The 16,555-nt window shown below is 63.1% G+C and carries 11 protein-coding genes; 3 read left to right on the top strand and 8 right to left on the bottom strand.

The window, feature by feature from the left end; genetic code table 11:
• Positions 1-91: 91 nt before the first annotated feature.
• The 6 genes from C2H86_RS09535 to C2H86_RS09560 form a co-directional block, all read right to left on the bottom strand.
• A complete protein-coding gene (locus tag C2H86_RS09535; RefSeq protein WP_159412358.1) occupies positions 92-1,048 on the bottom strand; it encodes a glycosyltransferase in 957 nt (318 codons plus the stop codon).
• 37 nt (positions 1,049-1,085) lie between these two features.
• Positions 1,086-2,489: a PIG-L deacetylase family protein gene (locus tag C2H86_RS09540; RefSeq protein WP_159413075.1), complete on the bottom strand. Its 1,404-nt coding sequence runs from the start codon at positions 2,487-2,489 to the stop codon at positions 1,086-1,088.
• Positions 2,486-3,382: an antimicrobial resistance protein Mig-14 gene (locus C2H86_RS09545; protein WP_159412359.1), complete on the bottom strand. Its 897-nt coding sequence runs from the start codon at positions 3,380-3,382 to the stop codon at positions 2,486-2,488. Before C2H86_RS09545 ends, C2H86_RS09540 begins: the two co-directional genes overlap by 4 nt.
• Positions 3,382-4,512 (bottom strand): glycosyltransferase, encoded by a 1,131-nt coding sequence (locus C2H86_RS09550; RefSeq protein WP_159412360.1) that lies wholly within the window; start codon positions 4,510-4,512, stop codon positions 3,382-3,384. Before C2H86_RS09550 ends, C2H86_RS09545 begins: the two co-directional genes overlap by 1 nt.
• Positions 4,496-6,253, bottom strand: a complete 1,758-nt coding sequence (locus C2H86_RS09555) for a carbamoyltransferase family protein (RefSeq protein ID WP_159412361.1) — start codon at positions 6,251-6,253, stop codon at positions 4,496-4,498. The genes C2H86_RS09550 and C2H86_RS09555 overlap by 17 nt, the downstream gene beginning before the upstream one ends.
• 226 nt (positions 6,254-6,479) lie before the next feature.
• Positions 6,480-7,316, bottom strand: a complete 837-nt coding sequence (locus C2H86_RS09560; protein WP_159412362.1) for a 23S rRNA (adenine(2030)-N(6))-methyltransferase RlmJ — start codon at positions 7,314-7,316, stop codon at positions 6,480-6,482.
• Positions 7,317-7,497: 181 nt separating this feature from the next.
• Here C2H86_RS09560 and C2H86_RS09565 point away from each other — a divergent pair, with 181 nt between their 5' ends.
• Positions 7,498-7,755, top strand: a complete 258-nt coding sequence (locus tag C2H86_RS09565; RefSeq protein WP_159412363.1) for a hypothetical protein — start codon at positions 7,498-7,500, stop codon at positions 7,753-7,755.
• 126 nt (positions 7,756-7,881) lie between these two features.
• On the opposite strand, the gene putP is transcribed toward C2H86_RS09565, so the two are convergent.
• A complete protein-coding gene (gene putP / locus C2H86_RS09570) occupies positions 7,882-9,360 on the bottom strand; it encodes a sodium/proline symporter PutP (protein WP_159412364.1) in 1,479 nt (492 codons plus the stop codon).
• 357 nt (positions 9,361-9,717) lie between these two features.
• On the opposite strand from putP, the gene putA reads away from it, so the two are divergent.
• Both putA and C2H86_RS09580 read left to right on the top strand, forming a co-directional pair.
• Positions 9,718-13,671, top strand: a complete 3,954-nt coding sequence (putA, locus tag C2H86_RS09575) for a trifunctional transcriptional regulator/proline dehydrogenase/L-glutamate gamma-semialdehyde dehydrogenase (protein ID WP_159412365.1) — start codon at positions 9,718-9,720, stop codon at positions 13,669-13,671.
• 152 nt (positions 13,672-13,823) lie between these two features.
• Positions 13,824-15,626, top strand: a complete 1,803-nt coding sequence (locus C2H86_RS09580; RefSeq protein WP_159412366.1) for an acyl-CoA dehydrogenase — start codon at positions 13,824-13,826, stop codon at positions 15,624-15,626.
• On the opposite strand, the gene C2H86_RS09585 is transcribed toward C2H86_RS09580, so the two are convergent.
• Positions 15,623-16,555, bottom strand: coding sequence for a DMT family transporter (locus C2H86_RS09585; protein ID WP_159412367.1), 933 nt, complete (start codon positions 16,553-16,555; stop codon positions 15,623-15,625). The two genes, C2H86_RS09580 and C2H86_RS09585, sit on opposite strands and share 4 nt — an antisense overlap.

Genomic DNA, 16,555 nt, shown 5'->3' on the forward strand with positions numbered 1-16,555 from the left:
AAGGGTGCCCAAGCGCCGCGTCAATGCCCGCCTTGTCCCGGCGCAGCGCCGGGAAAGCACCCTAACTCCAGCATAGGCTGGAATATTCAGATCAGAAGCCCAGTTTCAGGCGCAAGCGTTGCCACGCAGACAACGGCGGATGGGGCCTCAGCGCCGGGCGCATATGCTCCACGATGCTTTGCCCCACTGCAGCAAAACTGAAACGCGACACTGCCAGTTCGCGCCCGTTTCTGGCGATTTGCTGTGCGAGGGCAGGATCGTCACGCAAGACACGCAACTTTGCCTGCAACGTAGGAATGTCGCCATAGAACACGACGTTTTGCATATCCTGCAGGCCCAGCGCGCGATTCTCTGCTTCGCCCTGGTCATAGGCGAGCAACACGCAGCCGCAGGCCATGGCTTCGAAGTTCTTGATCATGTACTCGCCCATGCCAACATCTGCACTGACGAAGTACTGGATACGGTTGAGCGTGTTGCAGTAGTCCTCGCCCGACTTGGTACGGGTGACCACGAGGTTCTCGACCTGCCCCAGTTCGTCAAGCAGCGCCTTGCGCCCGCTGTAGGCAACGCTGTTGGTGCTGCCGACGAATGCCAGTTCGATATCGCGCTCACGGCCCTGGTCGGTCAGCAGTTGCTCATCGTAGCCCTTGGGCACGAACACCGCATCGAAGCCCTCCTGGCGAAGGCGCTCGCTGACCATGTACCCCGAGCTGATCACCCGTGCCCACGGCAGCTTGCGATAATGCGCGCTGAACTTGCCGGTGTACTTGCAAGGAATGTAGTTCTGGTAGGCGTCGTGCTCGAGAATGACCAGGTTCGGTACCGTGCGGATGAAGGCTGCCTGGCGGATCTCTTGCTTGAAGCGCAGGAAGAAGACGATACGGTCATAACGCTCGACCTGCACTTCACGTTTGAAGTAACGGCGCAGGTTGCGCTGGTCTTCGCTGGTCAGCCAGCGCAGGTCGCATTCGCAGTTGGCCGCGACGCCGTCGTACAGGCGATCGAGGATCGCGCGCTGTTCCTTCTGTACCAGAAATAGGACTTTCATTGCTTTCCTTGGGCGCTCTGCGCCATCGCGGTCGGGTTTACAGCTCACGCCGCCAGAACAACTCATGCCGGCGCACGGCCTTGCGGAAGAACTCGTTCTCCCCGTAAGGCGACGGCCGGCGCCCCGCCAGCCAGCGCTGCAGCCATCGACGCAGGCGGCGCTTGAACGGTGCCCGGGGCTGCAGGTCGTGCATCATGCCCAAGGCCATGGCCTTGTCACGCTGGGTTGCCACATCCAGCAGCATTGTGCACGGCGCCCAGGCCTGCTCGGCGCGTAATTGCGGCGGCAAGGCCACGCCATCACCGCTGTCGCCCATTGGCCAGCGGTCGTTGTCATGCAGGTGGTTGGCGTAGCACAACAGCGTCTGCGGCTGCCATGCCAGGCCCTGCAAGGCCTCCATGACAGCCGCCTGGGCGCAGATATGGTCGGGATGCGGGTCAAGTTGCGGATGCGGCATGACCAGCACTTCAGGCCTGGCCATTTCCAGCAGCGCCCGCAGGTCGGCCAGCAGGTTGTGCCAGGTTGGCGCACCATCGCGGTCGGCCGGCAGCGGGAACGGGTTGAACTGGCGGAACGGGCGGATATCGGCCATGTCCGCTTCGCGGGATACAGCAGGCTGATCAGGGGCGGCCTGCATGGCGGGCAGCTGCAGGCAGAAATACCCTAACTGCACGCAGCGCGACTCGGGCACGCCGGCCCAGCGTGGTACGGCGATGCTGTCCCAGGCGCGCAGGCGACCCTTCAAGCGGGCAGCCTCCGACTTGCCCATGCCCATCTGCTGATAGTGCTCAGCCTCGATCTCACCCGCCGTCAGGGTTACCACCCAAGTCTCGTCGGCCTGACTGTACAAGCCATAAGCCGCCAGCTCAGCATCATCGGCATGCGGCGCGATGACCATCACGCGGCGGCGCTGAAGCTCGACACTGGGGGTTATCCACAGGCGTGGCTCGCCCTGCAGCCGGCAATGGCGCCCACGCAGATGCAGCGTGCCAGCCTGTAAAGGCTCAGCCATACCGGTGAGGTTGAGGAAGCGAAGCCCATCGACACCGCGCTCGAAGGTTTGCCGGTCAGTGCATTCGCTGCCGTGCAACTCGACCTGCGGATCGAAGAAGCGCCCCAGCCAACTACTTTTGACCCGCACTTCAAGCACCAGGGTTTCATCACCCTGCAACGCCGTGTCCACCTTGAGCTGCCCGTCGCGCGACATGACCGGCGCTTCATGGCTCAGTTCACCGAAGCGGTAGGCGTAATCCTCGCCAGGCGCATAGAACAGGTGATCGGCGAACCAGGCTTCGTGCGCGGCCCAGAGCAGCGGCAGCAGCAACAGCGGCAGCCACCACCAGCTAAAGAAACCCAGCGCTGCCAGCGCAATCAGGCTGGCGAGCAAGCCCACGCGCTTGTTGCGCCGATGGCGCTTGAGCAACTGCTGCTTGCGGCTCACGCCTGGAATACCGGCACAGGGTTGCACCAACGGTCCTTGTACTCACGGTCGGCACGGCCGAAGGAGAAGCGCAGGGGTTTGTTGCGCGCCCGGGCATCTTCCCAGGCCGCTTGGGTATTGAGGAAGCTCAGCACGCTACCAGGGCTGAAGGCCTTGGTTTCCGGGTCGACACCGCCGTTGATGTATTCGACGCTGATCCACTCGGGCGCTTCAACGCGATACACCAGCTGGATGGCGATGGGCTTGTCGTCGAGCATCAGCACCGAGCCAATCAGCAGCTCGCGCAGGCGCTCCAGCACATCGGCCATGCGCTCGGCACCCGTGGCCGGGAAGCCCCAGCGGCGCTGGAACAGGTCGCAGTACATGGCGGCAATCTGCTGCGCGCTGAAGTCGCCGATCGGGCGCACCACGCCGCCCGCCTCTTCCAGCAGGCGCAATTCGCGGCGCTGGTTGTAGCGGAATTTCTTCGAAAGGTCTTCATGGGCGCGGGCCATGGCCAGCTGCTCCTTCTGCACCTTGAGGCCGCTGAAGCGGCCCTGATTAAGCTCGGACAGGTAGCGTGCAGCATGGCGCAACGGCGCGCCGGCATCTGCCGCCGCCGGCAGGATGAGCTCGGCATTGCCAAGGTCGAACAGCGCTTTCTTGCCGGCACGCTTGAGCACGTCCTTGGACAACGCCAGATGACGCCCCCAGGTCGGGATGGCGGCTTTCAGTTCACCCGCCTGGTACCAGCCCAGATAACGCACCGGGATCTGTGCCAGGTCAGCCAACTCCTCGACCACCAACGGGTGCGTCGCGACGCTACCACCGAAACGCGCCCACGCTTCGGCGTAGGCTGGCGCATCGATGGCCTGCCAACCGCGCTCGCGGAAAGCCTGGATATGATTGAGCATCAAGCCTTCCCCACCAGCGCACGAACCTGTGGCAACTGCCAGAACGCCTCGCGCACGGCCTGGTCGGAGAAACGCTCGTGCAGGCGCCGCAGCATGTGCGCGGCGCAGGCTTCACGTTGCTGTTCATCCAGCGTGGCCATGTGCTTGAGGCCCTGCGCCAGCTGCCCGGCATCGGCCAGCGGGAACAGCACGCCAACACCCTCGACCACCTCACGTGCACCGCCACAGGCCGTGGCCAGCACGGGCACGCCGGCGACCATGGCTTCGAGCAGGACCATACCGAACGGCTCATGGTCGGAGCTCAAGGCAAAAACATCGAAGGCTTGGAAATAGCGACGGGCATCCGCCACCTGGCCGAGGAAGTCAACCTGCGCGGCAATGCCCAATTCGGCAGCCTGTGCCTTGAGCTTCGCTTCCAGGCGCCCCTTGCCCAGGATTGCCAGGCGTGCGCCGGCTGGCAAGCCTGGCAGCGCCTCGGCAAAGCCGCGCAGCAAGGTTGCCTGGTCCTTGTCAGGGTGCAGGCGACCGACGTTGCCGACCACCCATGCCTGGGCATCCAGGCCCAGCGCCGCACGGGCCTCGGCACGGGGCTCCAGGGCAGCTTGCAGGGCGTCGATATCGATACGGTTGTACAGCGTCTGGATACGCTCGGCCGGCCACTGCGGCAGGCAGCGACGCATGTCGTCACGCACCGCATCCGACACGCCCAGCAGACTCAGGCGCTTGCTGAACAGGTTGGCGAACAGGCGCCGCCCCTTGCGTTCATAGTCGCCGAATGCATGGTGCACGCCGATCACTGGCAAGCCGGTGCCCAGCAGCGCGACATAGATCGGCTTGAAACGGTGAGCGATGCAGAAGCTGAAATTGCGCTCGGCCGCAATGCGCCGCAGGGTGCGAATTGCGCCGAGCTTCAGGCCACGCACGGCCTTGGAGCTGAATTCGAGAAACAGCACCTCGTCCGACGCACAACCTGCCGCAACCTGCGGGTCGGCTGCGCCGGTGAGGAACACGGTGGTGACCTTGTAGCCGCTGCCCTGGAACAGGCTGGCGTATTGACGGGCACAATCGAGGAACGGCCCGTCATAGCCATGGCAGAACTGCAGGATCCGCGTTTCAGAGCGGCTGGTCATAGGCGGCGGCGCCGTCCTTCACGACCAGGATGTCTTCCATGATCAGGTACTGCAGGTCCGAACCGAAGAACATGTTCAGCGCATCGGTCGGCGAGCAGATCATCGGCTCGCCACGGCGGTTCAGCGAGGTGTTCAGCGACACGCCGTTGCCGGTCAGGTCTTCCAGCGCCTTCATCATGTCGTAGTAGCGAGGGTTGTACTCGCGCTTGAGCACCTGGGCCCGCGAGGTACCGTCTTCGTGGACCACTTCCGGCACACGGGTCTTCCACTCTTCAGCCACTTCGAAGGTGAAGGTCATGAACGGCGCCGGGTGGTCGACCTTGATCATCTGCGGAGCGACGGTGTCGAGCATCGACGGGCAGAAAGGTCTCCAGCGTTCGCGGAACTTGATCTGCTCGTTGATGCGGTTGGCCACGCCCGGCACGCTCGGGCAGCCGATGATCGAACGACCACCCAGGGCGCGCGGGCCGAATTCCATGCGACCTTGGAACCAGGCCACCGGGTTGCCCTCGACCATGATCTTGGCGATGCGCTGCGGCATGTCGTCGAGCTTGCGCCACTTCGGCGCGTTCGGGTGACGGGCGCAGGCGGCGATCACGTCTTCGTTGGAGTACGACGGGCCGAGGTAGACGTGTTCCATCTTCTCGACCGGCACGCCACGGGCGTGGGAAACGTAGGCTGCTGCACCGACGGCGGTACCAGCGTCGCCGGAGGCCGGCTGGACGAACAGTTCCTTGACGTCAGGACGGGCGATGATCTTCTGGTTGAGCTTGACGTTCAGCGCACAGCCGCCAGCGAAGGCGAGCTTGCCGGTTTCACGCAGGGTATCGCCCAGGTAGTGATCGATCATCTGCAGGGCGATCTTCTCGAACAACGCCTGCATGCTGGCTGCGTAGTGGATGTACGGCTCGTCGGCGATGTCGCCTTCGCGCTTGGGGCCCAGCCATTCGATCAGCTTCGGCGAGAAGTAGAAGCCTTTGCCCTTCTCTTTATAGCGGCGCAGGCCGATGACGTTGGCGTACTCGGTGTTGATCACCAGTTCGCCGTTCTCGAAGCTGGCCAGGCGGGAGAAGTCGTACTTGCTGGCGTCGCCGTACGGCGCCATGCCCATGACCTTGAACTCGCCGTCGAGCATCTCGAAACCGAGGAATTCGGTGATTGCGCCGTACAAGCCACCCAGCGAGTCCGGGTCGAAGAATTCCTTGATCTTGTGGATCTTGCCGTTTTCGCCGTAGCCGAAGAAGGTTGTGGCGTACTCACCCTTGCCGTCGATGCCGAGGATCGCGGTCTTTTCCTTGAAGCCCGAGCAGTGGTAGGCGCTGGAAGCGTGGGCCAGGTGGTGCTCGACCGGTTCGATCTTGATCTTCTTCGGGTCGAAGCCCAGCTGCTCCAGGCACCAGACGATCTTCTTGCGGTAGCGCTTGTAGCGACGGTTGCCCATCAGGATCGCGTCGAGGGCGCGGTCCGGGGCATACCAGTAACGCTTGGCGTAGTGCCAGCGGGCCTTGCCGAACAGGCTGATCGGGGCGAACGGGATGGCCACCACATCAACGTCGGACGGCTTGATGCCGGCTTGTTCCAGGCAGAATTTCGCCGACTCGTAGGGCATGCGGTTCTTCGCATGCTTGTCACGCACGAAGCGCTCTTCTTCGGCGGCGGCAATCAGTTTGCCGTCGATGTACAGGGCCGCGGAAGGGTCATGGCTAAGGGCGCCGGACAGGCCAAGAATCGTCAATGCCAAGGGATTAGCCTCTTCATTCGGTAGAGATGCGCCAGCGGCCTCATGGGCGGGTGGCGGCTAAAGGGCGAGATTATAACGCAAACAATGAGGGAGACACTGCATTAACCTGTGGGAGCGGGCTTGCCCGCGAAGCAGGCGCCGCGGTGCATGGCACCGGCTTTGCCGGTGTTCGCGGCGGTGCGGCGGTCCGACGAGCCCGCTCCCACAGTAGATTTGTAGCGCCTGGTTACTCGGCGATCAGCCAGTCCATGCGGAAGCTGCCGGCCGTCTGCGCCAGCTCCTTGGCCAGCCATGGCAGCAGCTCGCGCAGCTCCTCCTCTAGCCCCCACGGCGGGTTGGCGATTGCCAGGCCCGAACCATTGAGGCCCTGCGGGCTGTCCTGATGGTGCACATACAGCTCGACCCGCAGCAGCTTCGGTGCTCCGGTGCTGGTCAGATCCTGGTAGAAGCGGGTCAGCGAGCGCTGGTCCTTGATCGGGTACCAGATGGCCGCGACGGTCTGGCGCATGCGGCCGATCGCCTCTTTCATCGAATTGGTGCAGCGCTTGAGCTCGTCAGCCTGTTCGAATGGCGGGTCGATCAGCATGATCGCGCGCTTTTCCTGCACCGGCAGCAAGGCACGCGGCACATGCCAGCCTTCGCCCAGGTGCACGACCACACGCGGATCCTTCTTCATGTTCTCTTTGAGCAGCGGCCCGTCTTCCGGGTGCTTCTCGTTGAGCAGTGCACGGTCCTGCTGACGCATCAGGCGACGCGCCAGCTCGGGCGAACCCGGGTAGTAGCGCAGTTCGCCATCGGCATTCAGGCGCTTGATGATACGCAGGTAGTCCGCAGCCATGGCTGGCAGGTCATCGCGGTTCCACAGGCGAGCGACGCCTTCCAGGTATTCACCGGTACGAGTCGCCTGATCGCCTTGCAGGTCGTACAGACCGAGGCCGGCATGGGTATCGATGTAGGCGAAGGGCTGCTCCTTGCGCGACATCAAGGCGATGAGGCGGGTCAGTACGATATGTTTGAGGACGTCGGCGTGGTTGCCGGCGTGGAAGGCGTGACGATAATTCATGGCAACTCCTGCGGGGGCTGCAAGTTTACCTTGTCAGGCTGACGCCGTCAGGTGCGACAGCCGATCGGCACCCTGCACACCCCCTGACAGCCAGAGCCATGCGGCCTGCGGAATACCTTCCCGATTTTTCCAGGCCTGCCACATATCGACAATTGCGGCTCCACCCAACGGAGTAAACCGCATGAAAGCTTCCATTGAACTCGATAGCACTGCGACCCCCACCCTGAAAGGCAAGCTCGGCATCATGAATGCGCCGTACACCGCCGTTCTCGAACTGACTCGACCCGATGGCAGTACCGAAAACAAGGTCGTACCCAGCTCCGACACCGATGCCTGGGCCGTCAGCCTGGACGGATACGCTGCCGGAAAATACGACGCCAAGATTTGCCCACGAAATGGCATGGCGTTCGAAGCCACCCGCCTGGCGTTCTCGCTGTAACTTGCCCTAGCTGAAAACGCGAACGGCCCGAACAACATGGTTGTTCGGGCCGTTCGCGTTTGACAGGACGATTGCCGACAACTCGCTACCGGCACTCAGCTCCCGCCAAACCAGCAGATATCTGCCTTACTTGTCAGCGTGATACGCCGCATCAGCGGTTTCGAAGCGCTGCACCATCGACTGCGATGGGCTGCCCAGCTTGCTCACCAGAACGATGGCAATGCTGGCGAACAGGAAGCCAGGGATGATTTCGTACAGGCCGAGGGTGTCGAAGTTCTTCCACAGGATCACGGTCAGCGCACCCACCACGATACCGGCCAGCGCGCCGTTACGGGTCATGCCTTTCCACAGCACCGAAATCAGCACTACCGGGCCGAAGGCGGCACCGAAACCGGCCCAGGCGTAGGCCACCAGGCCCAGCACGCGGTTTTCCGGGTTGGCCGCCATGGCAATGGCGATCAGGGCCACGGCCAGCACCATCAGGCGACCGACCCACACCAGCTCACCCTGCGAAGCGTTCTTGCGCAGGAAGGCCTTGTAGAAGTCTTCGGTCAGGGCACTGGAGCAGACCAGCAGCTGGCAGCTCAGAGTACTCATCACCGCCGCCAGGATGGCCGACAGCAGCACACCGGCGATCCACGGATTGAACAGGATCTTGGCCAGTTCGATGAACACGCGCTCATGGTTCTCGGTCACCGGGCCCGCCAGGTCAGGGTGCGCCGAGAAATAGGCGATACCGAAGAAGCCCACGGCACAGGTACCGGCCAGGCACAGGATCATCCAGGTCATGGAGATGCGACGGGCGTTGGCGATCGACTTCACCGAGTCGGCGGCCATGAAGCGCGCCAGGATGTGCGGCTGGCCGAAGTAGCCCAGGCCCCAGCCCATCAGCGAGATGATGCCGACGAAGGTTGCACCCTTGAGCATGTCGAAGTTGGCTGGATTCTGCGCTTCGATGGCCAGGAAGGTGGTATCGAAGCCACCGGTGGAGATCAGCACGATCACCGGCGTGAGGATCAGCGCGAAGATCATCAGCGAAGCCTGCACGGTATCGGTCCAGCTCACCGCCAGGAAACCACCGACGAAGGTGTAGGCGATGGTCGCTGCGGCGCCAGCCCACAGGGCAGTCTCGTACGGCATGCCGAAGGTACTTTCGAACAGACGAGCACCGGCCACGATGCCCGAGGCGCAATAGATGGTGAAGAACACCAGGATGACGATCGCCGAGATGATCCGCAGCAAACCACTCTGGTCTTCGAAACGGCTGGAGAAGTAGTCCGGCAGGGTCAGCGCATCGCCGTTGTGCTCGGTCTGCACGCGCAGACGGCCCGCGACGAACAGCCAGTTCAGGTAGGCGCCTACGGTCAGGCCGATGGCGATCCAGGCTTCGGAAAGGCCGGAGAAGTAGATGGCGCCCGGCAGGCCCATCAGCAGCCAGCCGCTCATGTCGGAAGCACCAGCGGAGAGTGCGGTGACCACGCTACCCAGGCTGCGACCGCCGAGGATGTAGTCGGAAAGGTTCTTGGTGGAGCGATAGGCCGCGAAACCGATCAGCACCATTGCCGCGATGTAGATCACGAAGGTGATCGTTAGTGGATTGCCCATGCGTGTGCCCTGGCGTTTGTTTTTATTTCATGCGCAACCTTCTTGACGATGGTTGCACCCAGGCGGCGAATGCTATGCAACAACGCAAAGTCGGTGCAACCCTTTTTCATTTGCAAGTTGCACCCACCCGTGCGCTTTGCCAGAAATCGCGCTTTTTGCTCCATTTTGGAGCAAAAACAGGTTTTTTCATAAGAAAACGCACCGTTATGAATGCTTTTTAATCTGTAGGACGCTTCCTCAGACGAGTTGCACCTTTTCCTCAAAAAATTCGGGTTGCACCTGGTTGCACCCGAAAACGCCTACAGCTAATCTTGGCGCAGCTTAAGCCACAACCGTGGCAATAATGAGGATAAGAAATTGGCGACGACCACCCTTGGGGTCAAACTTGACGACCCGACCCGTGAGCGACTCAAAGCAGCTGCGCAGTCCATCGACCGCACGCCGCACTGGTTGATCAAGCAAGCGATCTTCAATTACCTGGAGAAGCTCGAGGGTGGCGCCACCCTGACCGAACTCAACGGTCACGCCAACAACCTGGCCGATGACGCTGGCGAAGTCCAGCCAGACCACGCCCATCAGTGCTTCCTCGAATTTGCCGAGAGCATCCTGCCGCAGTCGGTGCTGCGCTCGGCGATCACCGCCGCCTACCGCCGCCCCGAGCAGGAAGTCGTGCCGATGCTGCTGGAGCAGGCGCGCCTGAGCGCGCCACTGGCCGAAGCCACCAACAAGCTGGCTGCCGGCATCGCCGAAAAACTGCGTAACCAGAAAAGTGCTGGCGGCCGTGCCGGCATCGTCCAGGGCCTGCTGCAGGAGTTTTCCCTGTCGTCCCAGGAAGGCGTGGCACTGATGTGCCTGGCCGAAGCCCTGCTGCGCATCCCCGACAAAGGTACCCGCGACGCCCTGATCCGCGACAAGATCAGCAACGGCAACTGGCAGCCGCACCTGGGCAACAGCCCGTCGCTGTTCGTCAACGCCGCCACCTGGGGCCTGCTGCTGACCGGCAAGCTGGTCTCCACCCATAACGAAGCCGGCCTCACCTCCTCGCTCACCCGCATCATCGGCAAGAGTGGCGAACCGATGATCCGCAAGGGCGTCGACATGGCCATGCGCCTGATGGGCGAGCAGTTCGTGACCGGCGAAACCATCGCCGAAGCGCTGGCTAACGCCAGCCGCTTCGAAGCCAAAGGCTTCCGTTATTCCTACGACATGCTCGGCGAAGCCGCACTAACCGAACATGACGCACAGAAGTACCTGGCCTCCTACGAGCAGGCGATCCACTCGATCGGCAAGGCTTCACACGGCCGCGGCATCTATGAAGGCCCGGGCATCTCGATCAAGCTGTCGGCACTGCACCCACGCTACAGCCGTGCCCAGTACGAGCGCGTGATGGAAGAGCTGTACCCGCGCCTGCTGTCGCTGACTCTGCTGGCCAAGCAATATGACATCGGCCTGAACATCGACGCCGAAGAGGCCGACCGCCTGGAGCTGTCCCTCGACCTGCTCGAGCGCCTGTGCTTCGAGCCATCCCTGGCGGGCTGGAACGGTATCGGCTTCGTCATCCAGGCCTACCAGAAGCGCTGCCCGTACGTGATCGACTACGTCATCGACCTGGCCAAGCGCAGCCGCCACCGCCTGATGATCCGCCTGGTGAAAGGCGCCTATTGGGACAGCGAGATCAAGCGCGCCCAGGTCGAAGGCCTGGAAGGCTACCCGGTCTACACCCGCAAGGTGTACACCGACGTGTCCTACGTAGCCTGTGCCCGCAAGCTGCTGGCGGTGCCGGAAGCCATCTACCCGCAGTTCGCTACCCACAACGCCCATACCCTGTCGGCCATCTACCACATCGCCGGCCAGAACTACTACCCGGGCCAGTACGAGTTCCAGTGCCTGCACGGCATGGGTGAGCCGCTGTACGAGCAAGTTGTCGGCAAGGTTTCCGAAGGCAAGCTGAACCGTCCGTGCCGCGTGTACGCACCGGTCGGCACCCACGAGACCCTGCTGGCCTACCTGGTCCGCCGCCTGCTGGAAAACGGCGCCAACACCTCGTTCGTCAACCGCATAGCCGACCACTCGATTTCCATCCAGGAACTGGTCGCCGACCCGGTTTCCAGCATCGAACGCATGGGCACCCAGGAAGGCAGCATCGGCCTGCCGCACCCGCGCATTCCGCTGCCGCGCGACCTGTATGGCAGCGAGCGAGCCAACTCGGCCGGTATCGACATGGCCAACGAACACCGCCTGGCGTCGCTGTCCTGCGCCATGCTGGCCACTGCCAACAATGACTGGAAAGCCACCCCGTTGCTGGCCTGCGCCGCCAGTGAAGCGGCAGCCGCACCGGTACTGAACCCGGCGGAACACCGCGACGTGGTCGGCCACGTGCAGGAAGCCACTGTCGCCGACGTCGACAATGCCATCCAGTGCGCGCTGAACGCTGCGCCAATCTGGCAGGCCACCCCGCCAGCCGAGCGTGCCGCGATCCTCGAGCGCACCGCCGACTTGATGGAAGCCGAAATCCAGCCGCTGATGGGCCTGCTCATCCGCGAAGCTGGCAAGACCTTCGCCAACGCCATTGCCGAAGTGCGTGAAGCCGTGGACTTCCTGCGCTACTACGCGGTACAGGCACGCAACGACTTCAGCAATGACGCCCACCGCCCACTGGGCCCGGTGGTGTGCATCAGCCCGTGGAACTTCCCGCTGGCGATCTTCAGCGGCCAGGTGGCCGCCGCCCTGGCGGCCGGCAACCCGGTACTGGCCAAGCCCGCCGAGCAGACGCCACTGATCGCAGCCCAGGCCGTGCGCCTGCTGCTGGAAGCCGGTATTCCTGAAGGCGTACTGCAGCTGCTGCCGGGCCGCGGCGAAACCGTCGGGGCTGGCCTGGTCGGTGACGAGCGCGTCAAAGGCGTGATGTTCACTGGTTCCACCGAAGTTGCCCGCCTGCTTCAGCGCAATGTCGCTGGCCGCCTGGACAACCAGGGCCGTCCGATCCCGCTGATCGCCGAAACCGGTGGCCAGAACGCCATGATCGTCGACTCCTCGGCACTCACCGAACAGGTGGTGATCGACGTGGTGTCCTCGGCCTTCGACAGCGCCGGCCAGCGTTGCTCGGCCCTGCGCGTGCTGTGCCTGCAGGAAGACTCCGCCGACCGCGTGATCGAAATGCTCAAGGGCGCCATGGCCGAAAGCCGCCTGGGCTGCCCGGACCGCCTGGCCGTGGACATCGGCCCGGTGATCGACGCTGAAGCCAAGGCTGGTATCGAGAAGCACATCCAGGGAATGCGCGAGAAAGGCCGCACGGTCTATCAAGTCGCAATCGCCGATGCGGCCGAGATCAAGCGCGGCACTTTCGTGATGCCAACCCTGATCGAGCTGGACAGTTTCGACGAACTGAAGCGTGAAATCTTCGGCCCGGTGCTGCACGTGGTGCGCTACAACCGCCGCAACCTGGACCAGCTGATCGAGCAGATCAACGCTTCCGGCTACGGCCTGACCCTCGGCGTACATACCCGCATCGACGAAACCATCGCCAAGGTGGTGGAAACCGCCAACGCCGGCAACATGTACGTCAACCGCAACATCGTTGGCGCCGTGGTGGGCGTGCAGCCGTTCGGGGGCGAAGGCCTGTCCGGCACCGGCCCGAAAGCCGGCGGCCCGCTGTACCTGTACCGCCTGCTGTCGACCCGCCCGGCCGACGCAATTGGCCGCCACTTCCAGCAGCAGGATGGCGAAGGCCAGCCGGACCGTGCCCTGCACGACCAGCTGATCAAGCCGCTGCACGCCCTGAAGGCCTGGGCCGAGAGCAACCAGCAAGCTGACCTGGCCGCCCTGTGCAGCCAGTTCGCCAGCCAGTCGCAGAGCGGCATCGCCCGCCTGCTGCCTGGCCCGACCGGCGAGCGCAACACCTACACCATCCTGCCGCGCGAACACGTGCTTTGCCTGGCGGACAACGAGGCCGACTTGCTGGCGCAGTTCGCTGCCGTGCTTGCGGTGGGTAGTTCGGCGGTGTGGGCTGACGCAGAACCTGGCAAGGCCCTGCGCGGCCGCCTGCCGCGTGAGCTACAGGCCAAGGTCAAGTTGGTGGCGGACTGGAACAAGGACGACGTGGCGTTCGACGCCGTGATCCACCATGGCGACTCCGACCAGCTGCGCGGCGTGTGCCAGCAGGTGGCCAAGCGTGCTGGTGCGATCGTCGGGGTGCACGGGCTGTCCAGTGGCGACCACCAGATTGCCCTGGAGCGTCTGGTGATCGAGCGGGCGGTGAGTGTGAACACTGCTGCGGCGGGCGGTAACGCCAGCCTGATGACCATCGGCTAAGGCGCGGGGTTATTGATGAAAAAGGAGAGCTTCGGCTCTCCTTTCTTTTTTGAGGTGCATGCCTTCTAAACCCATATCACCCAAACCTATTAACCTCCCCTCCCCCATCCCAACCCCCTAGACTCGATGCATCCCGCCTCAGGACCGCCTCCATGCCCGAGACTCTGCTCAGCCCCCGCAACCTTGCCTTCGAACTCTACGAAGTCCTCGACGCCGAAGCCCTGACCCAGCGCCCGCGCTTCGCCGAGCACAGCCGCGAAACCTTCGACGCCGCCCTTACCATCGCTCGCACCATCGCCGAAAAGTTCTTCGCCCCGCACAACCGCAAGGCCGACGAAAACGAGCCGCGCTATGTGGACGGCCGCGCCGAGCTGATCCCCGAAGTGAAGCCCGCCGTCGATGCCTTCCTCGAGGCCGGCTTCCTCAACGCCAATCGCGACTTCGAAGTCGGCGGCATGCAGCTGCCCAGCCTGGTCTCGCAAGCCTGCTTCGCCCACTTCCAGGCAGCCAACGCCGGCACCACCGCCTACCCGTTCCTGACCATGGGCGCGGCCAACCTGATCGAAAGCTTCGGCACCGAGGAACAGAAGCGCCTGTACCTGCAGCCGATGATCGAAGGCCGCTACTTCGGCACCATGGCGCTGACCGAGCCCCATGCGGGATCGTCGCTTGCAGATATCCGCACCCGCGCCGAACCCGCTGGCGATGGCACTTACCGGCTCAAGGGCAACAAGATCTTCATCTCCGGCGGCGATCACGAGCTGTCGGAAAACATCGTGCACATGGTGCTAGCCAAACTGCCGGACGCACCACCCGGGGTGAAGGGCATTTCGCTGTTCATCGTACCCAAGTACCACGTCAACCCGGACGGCAGCCGTGGCCCGCGCAACGATGTGCTGCTGGCCGGGCTGTTCCACAAGATGGGCTGGCGCGGCACCACGTCGACCGCGCTCAACTTCGGTGACAACGGCCAGTGCGTCGGCTACCTGGTCGGCCAGCCGCACCAAGGCCTGGCCTGCATGTTCCAGATGATGAACGAGGCGCGTATCGGCGTCGGCATGGGCGCGGTGATGCTCGGTTACGCCGGCTACCTGTATTCGCTGGAATACGCCCGCCAGCGCCCGCAGGGCCGGTTGCCGGACAACAAAGACCCGCACAGCCCGGCGGTACCGATCATCGAACACACCGATGTGAAACGCATGCTGCTGATACAGAAAGCCTATGTCGAAGGCGCCTTCGACCTCGGCCTGTACGCCGCACGTCTGTTCGACGACACCCAGACCGCCAACGACGAAAACGTCCGCAAACAAGCGCAGGAACTGCTTGACCTGCTGACCCCGATCGTCAAGTCCTGGCCCTCGGCGTTCTGCCTCAAGGCTAACGAACTGGCGATCCAGATCCTCGGCGGCCACGGCTACACCCGCGAGTACCTGGTTGAGCAGTACTACCGCGACAACCGCCTGAACCCAATCCACGAAGGCACCGAGGGCATCCAGTCGCTCGACCTGCTCGGCCGCAAGCTGGCGCAGAACAATGGCGCCGGACTCAAGCAGTTGATCCGCCTGATCGCTGCTACCGGCGAACGTGCCAGCCACCACCCCAAGCTTGACCCGCTACGCCAGCCGCTGGAGCAACTGGTCAACCGCCTGCAAGGTGTAACACTGGCCCTGCTCGGTGACCTGGCCCAAGGCAAAGCCACTGTCGCCCTGGCTAACTCGGCCCTCTACCTCAAGGCGTTCGGCCACTGTGTAATTGGCTGGCGTTGGCTGGAACAGGCAGTTCACGCCGAGCTCGGCCTGCTCAAGGGAACCGCTGCTGATCACGGTTTCTATCACGGCAAGCTGCAAGCCGCACGTTATTTCCTGACCTGGGAAATACCGGGCTGCCATCACGAGCTGGCATTGCTCGAGGCGCGCGACAAAACGTGCCTAGACATGCAGGACAAGTGGTTCTAAGGCGCACTACCGTGTTCCACACTCGCCGCCCGCCCCGATCTGCGCGGGTTGCGAGTGATGGCTATGCCTGCCGCAACCACCGCGATACCCACATAAGTTGTCCAATGAATTGCGTCCCCGAACATCAACGCGGCCCACAACAACGTGACCGGCGGCTCCAGGTAGACCAGTGCCGAAACGCGGGTTGCCGAGAGCCTGGTCAAGAGTATCCACAAGCTCAAATAGGCAATGAAGGTCGAGAACAACGTCAGCCATGCAACGGCCGTCCACACCTGTGTACTGGCAGGGACTTCGATCAAGCCAAACGGTAAGCCTGTAGCGGTAAGCAATAACAGCGTTGCAGTCGATTGCAGAAACAACGGCATCAGCAACCCGTCCTTGCTGTGCCCCGTTGCCATGACCGATTGCCGCCGCTGATAGAGCGTGGCGATGGACAGCGTGATCGCGGCGATCAGCGGCAGGGCATATAGCCAAAGGTCAAGGCGGGTCGTAGACAGGTTGTACTCGCCGAGGATAACCATGCTGACACCGGCAAACCCGATCCCAAGCCCCAACCACTCCTGCAGGCCACTGCGCTCTTGCTGGTCCTTGTTGCTCATCGATGCCGTGATCAGCGGTTGCAGCGCGCAAATGATGGCAGCAATCCCAGCCGGCAGCCCACCGCGAATGGCGATGTAAACGCTGACCAGATACGCAAACTGGGCCAGGAACCCAATCACCGCGTTGTAGCGGATCTGCGCCCATGTCAGCGCACGCAATCGGTGCCAGACAAAGGGTAGCAGGCAGGCGCAGACCAACAGGAATCGCCAGAACAACAGGTTTATCGCACCTGCGTCCTCCGTACCCATGCGGGCACCAATAAAGCCCGAACTCCAGGACAAGACGAAGATGGCTTGAAGCAGGATCAGATAAAGCGCACTGCTTGGCAT

The sequence above is a fragment of the Pseudomonas putida genome, assembly GCF_009883635.2.
GTDB classification, from domain to species: domain Bacteria; phylum Pseudomonadota; class Gammaproteobacteria; order Pseudomonadales; family Pseudomonadaceae; genus Aquipseudomonas; species Aquipseudomonas putida_W.

Bases quoted from the DNA above. Each gene is read 5' to 3' on its own strand.
- C2H86_RS09535 (WP_159412358.1), bottom strand. From the start codon at position 1,048: ATGAAAGTCCTATTTCTGGTACAGAAGGAACAGCGCGCGATCCTCGAT.
- C2H86_RS09545 (WP_159412359.1), bottom strand. From the start codon at position 3,382: ATGCTCAATCATATCCAGGCTTTCCGCGAGCGCGGTTGGCAGGCCATC.
- C2H86_RS09550 (WP_159412360.1), bottom strand. From the start codon at position 4,512: ATGACCAGCCGCTCTGAAACGCGGATCCTGCAGTTCTGCCATGGCTAT.
- C2H86_RS09560 (WP_159412362.1), bottom strand. From the start codon at position 7,316: ATGAATTATCGTCACGCCTTCCACGCCGGCAACCACGCCGACGTCCTC.
- C2H86_RS09565 (WP_159412363.1), top strand. From the start codon at position 7,498: ATGAAAGCTTCCATTGAACTCGATAGCACTGCGACCCCCACCCTGAAA.
- putP (WP_159412364.1), bottom strand. From the start codon at position 9,360: ATGGGCAATCCACTAACGATCACCTTCGTGATCTACATCGCGGCAATG.
- C2H86_RS09580 (WP_159412366.1), top strand. From the start codon at position 13,824: ATGCCCGAGACTCTGCTCAGCCCCCGCAACCTTGCCTTCGAACTCTAC.
- C2H86_RS09585 (WP_159412367.1), bottom strand. From the start codon at position 16,555: ATGCCAAGCAGTGCGCTTTATCTGATCCTGCTTCAAGCCATCTTCGTC.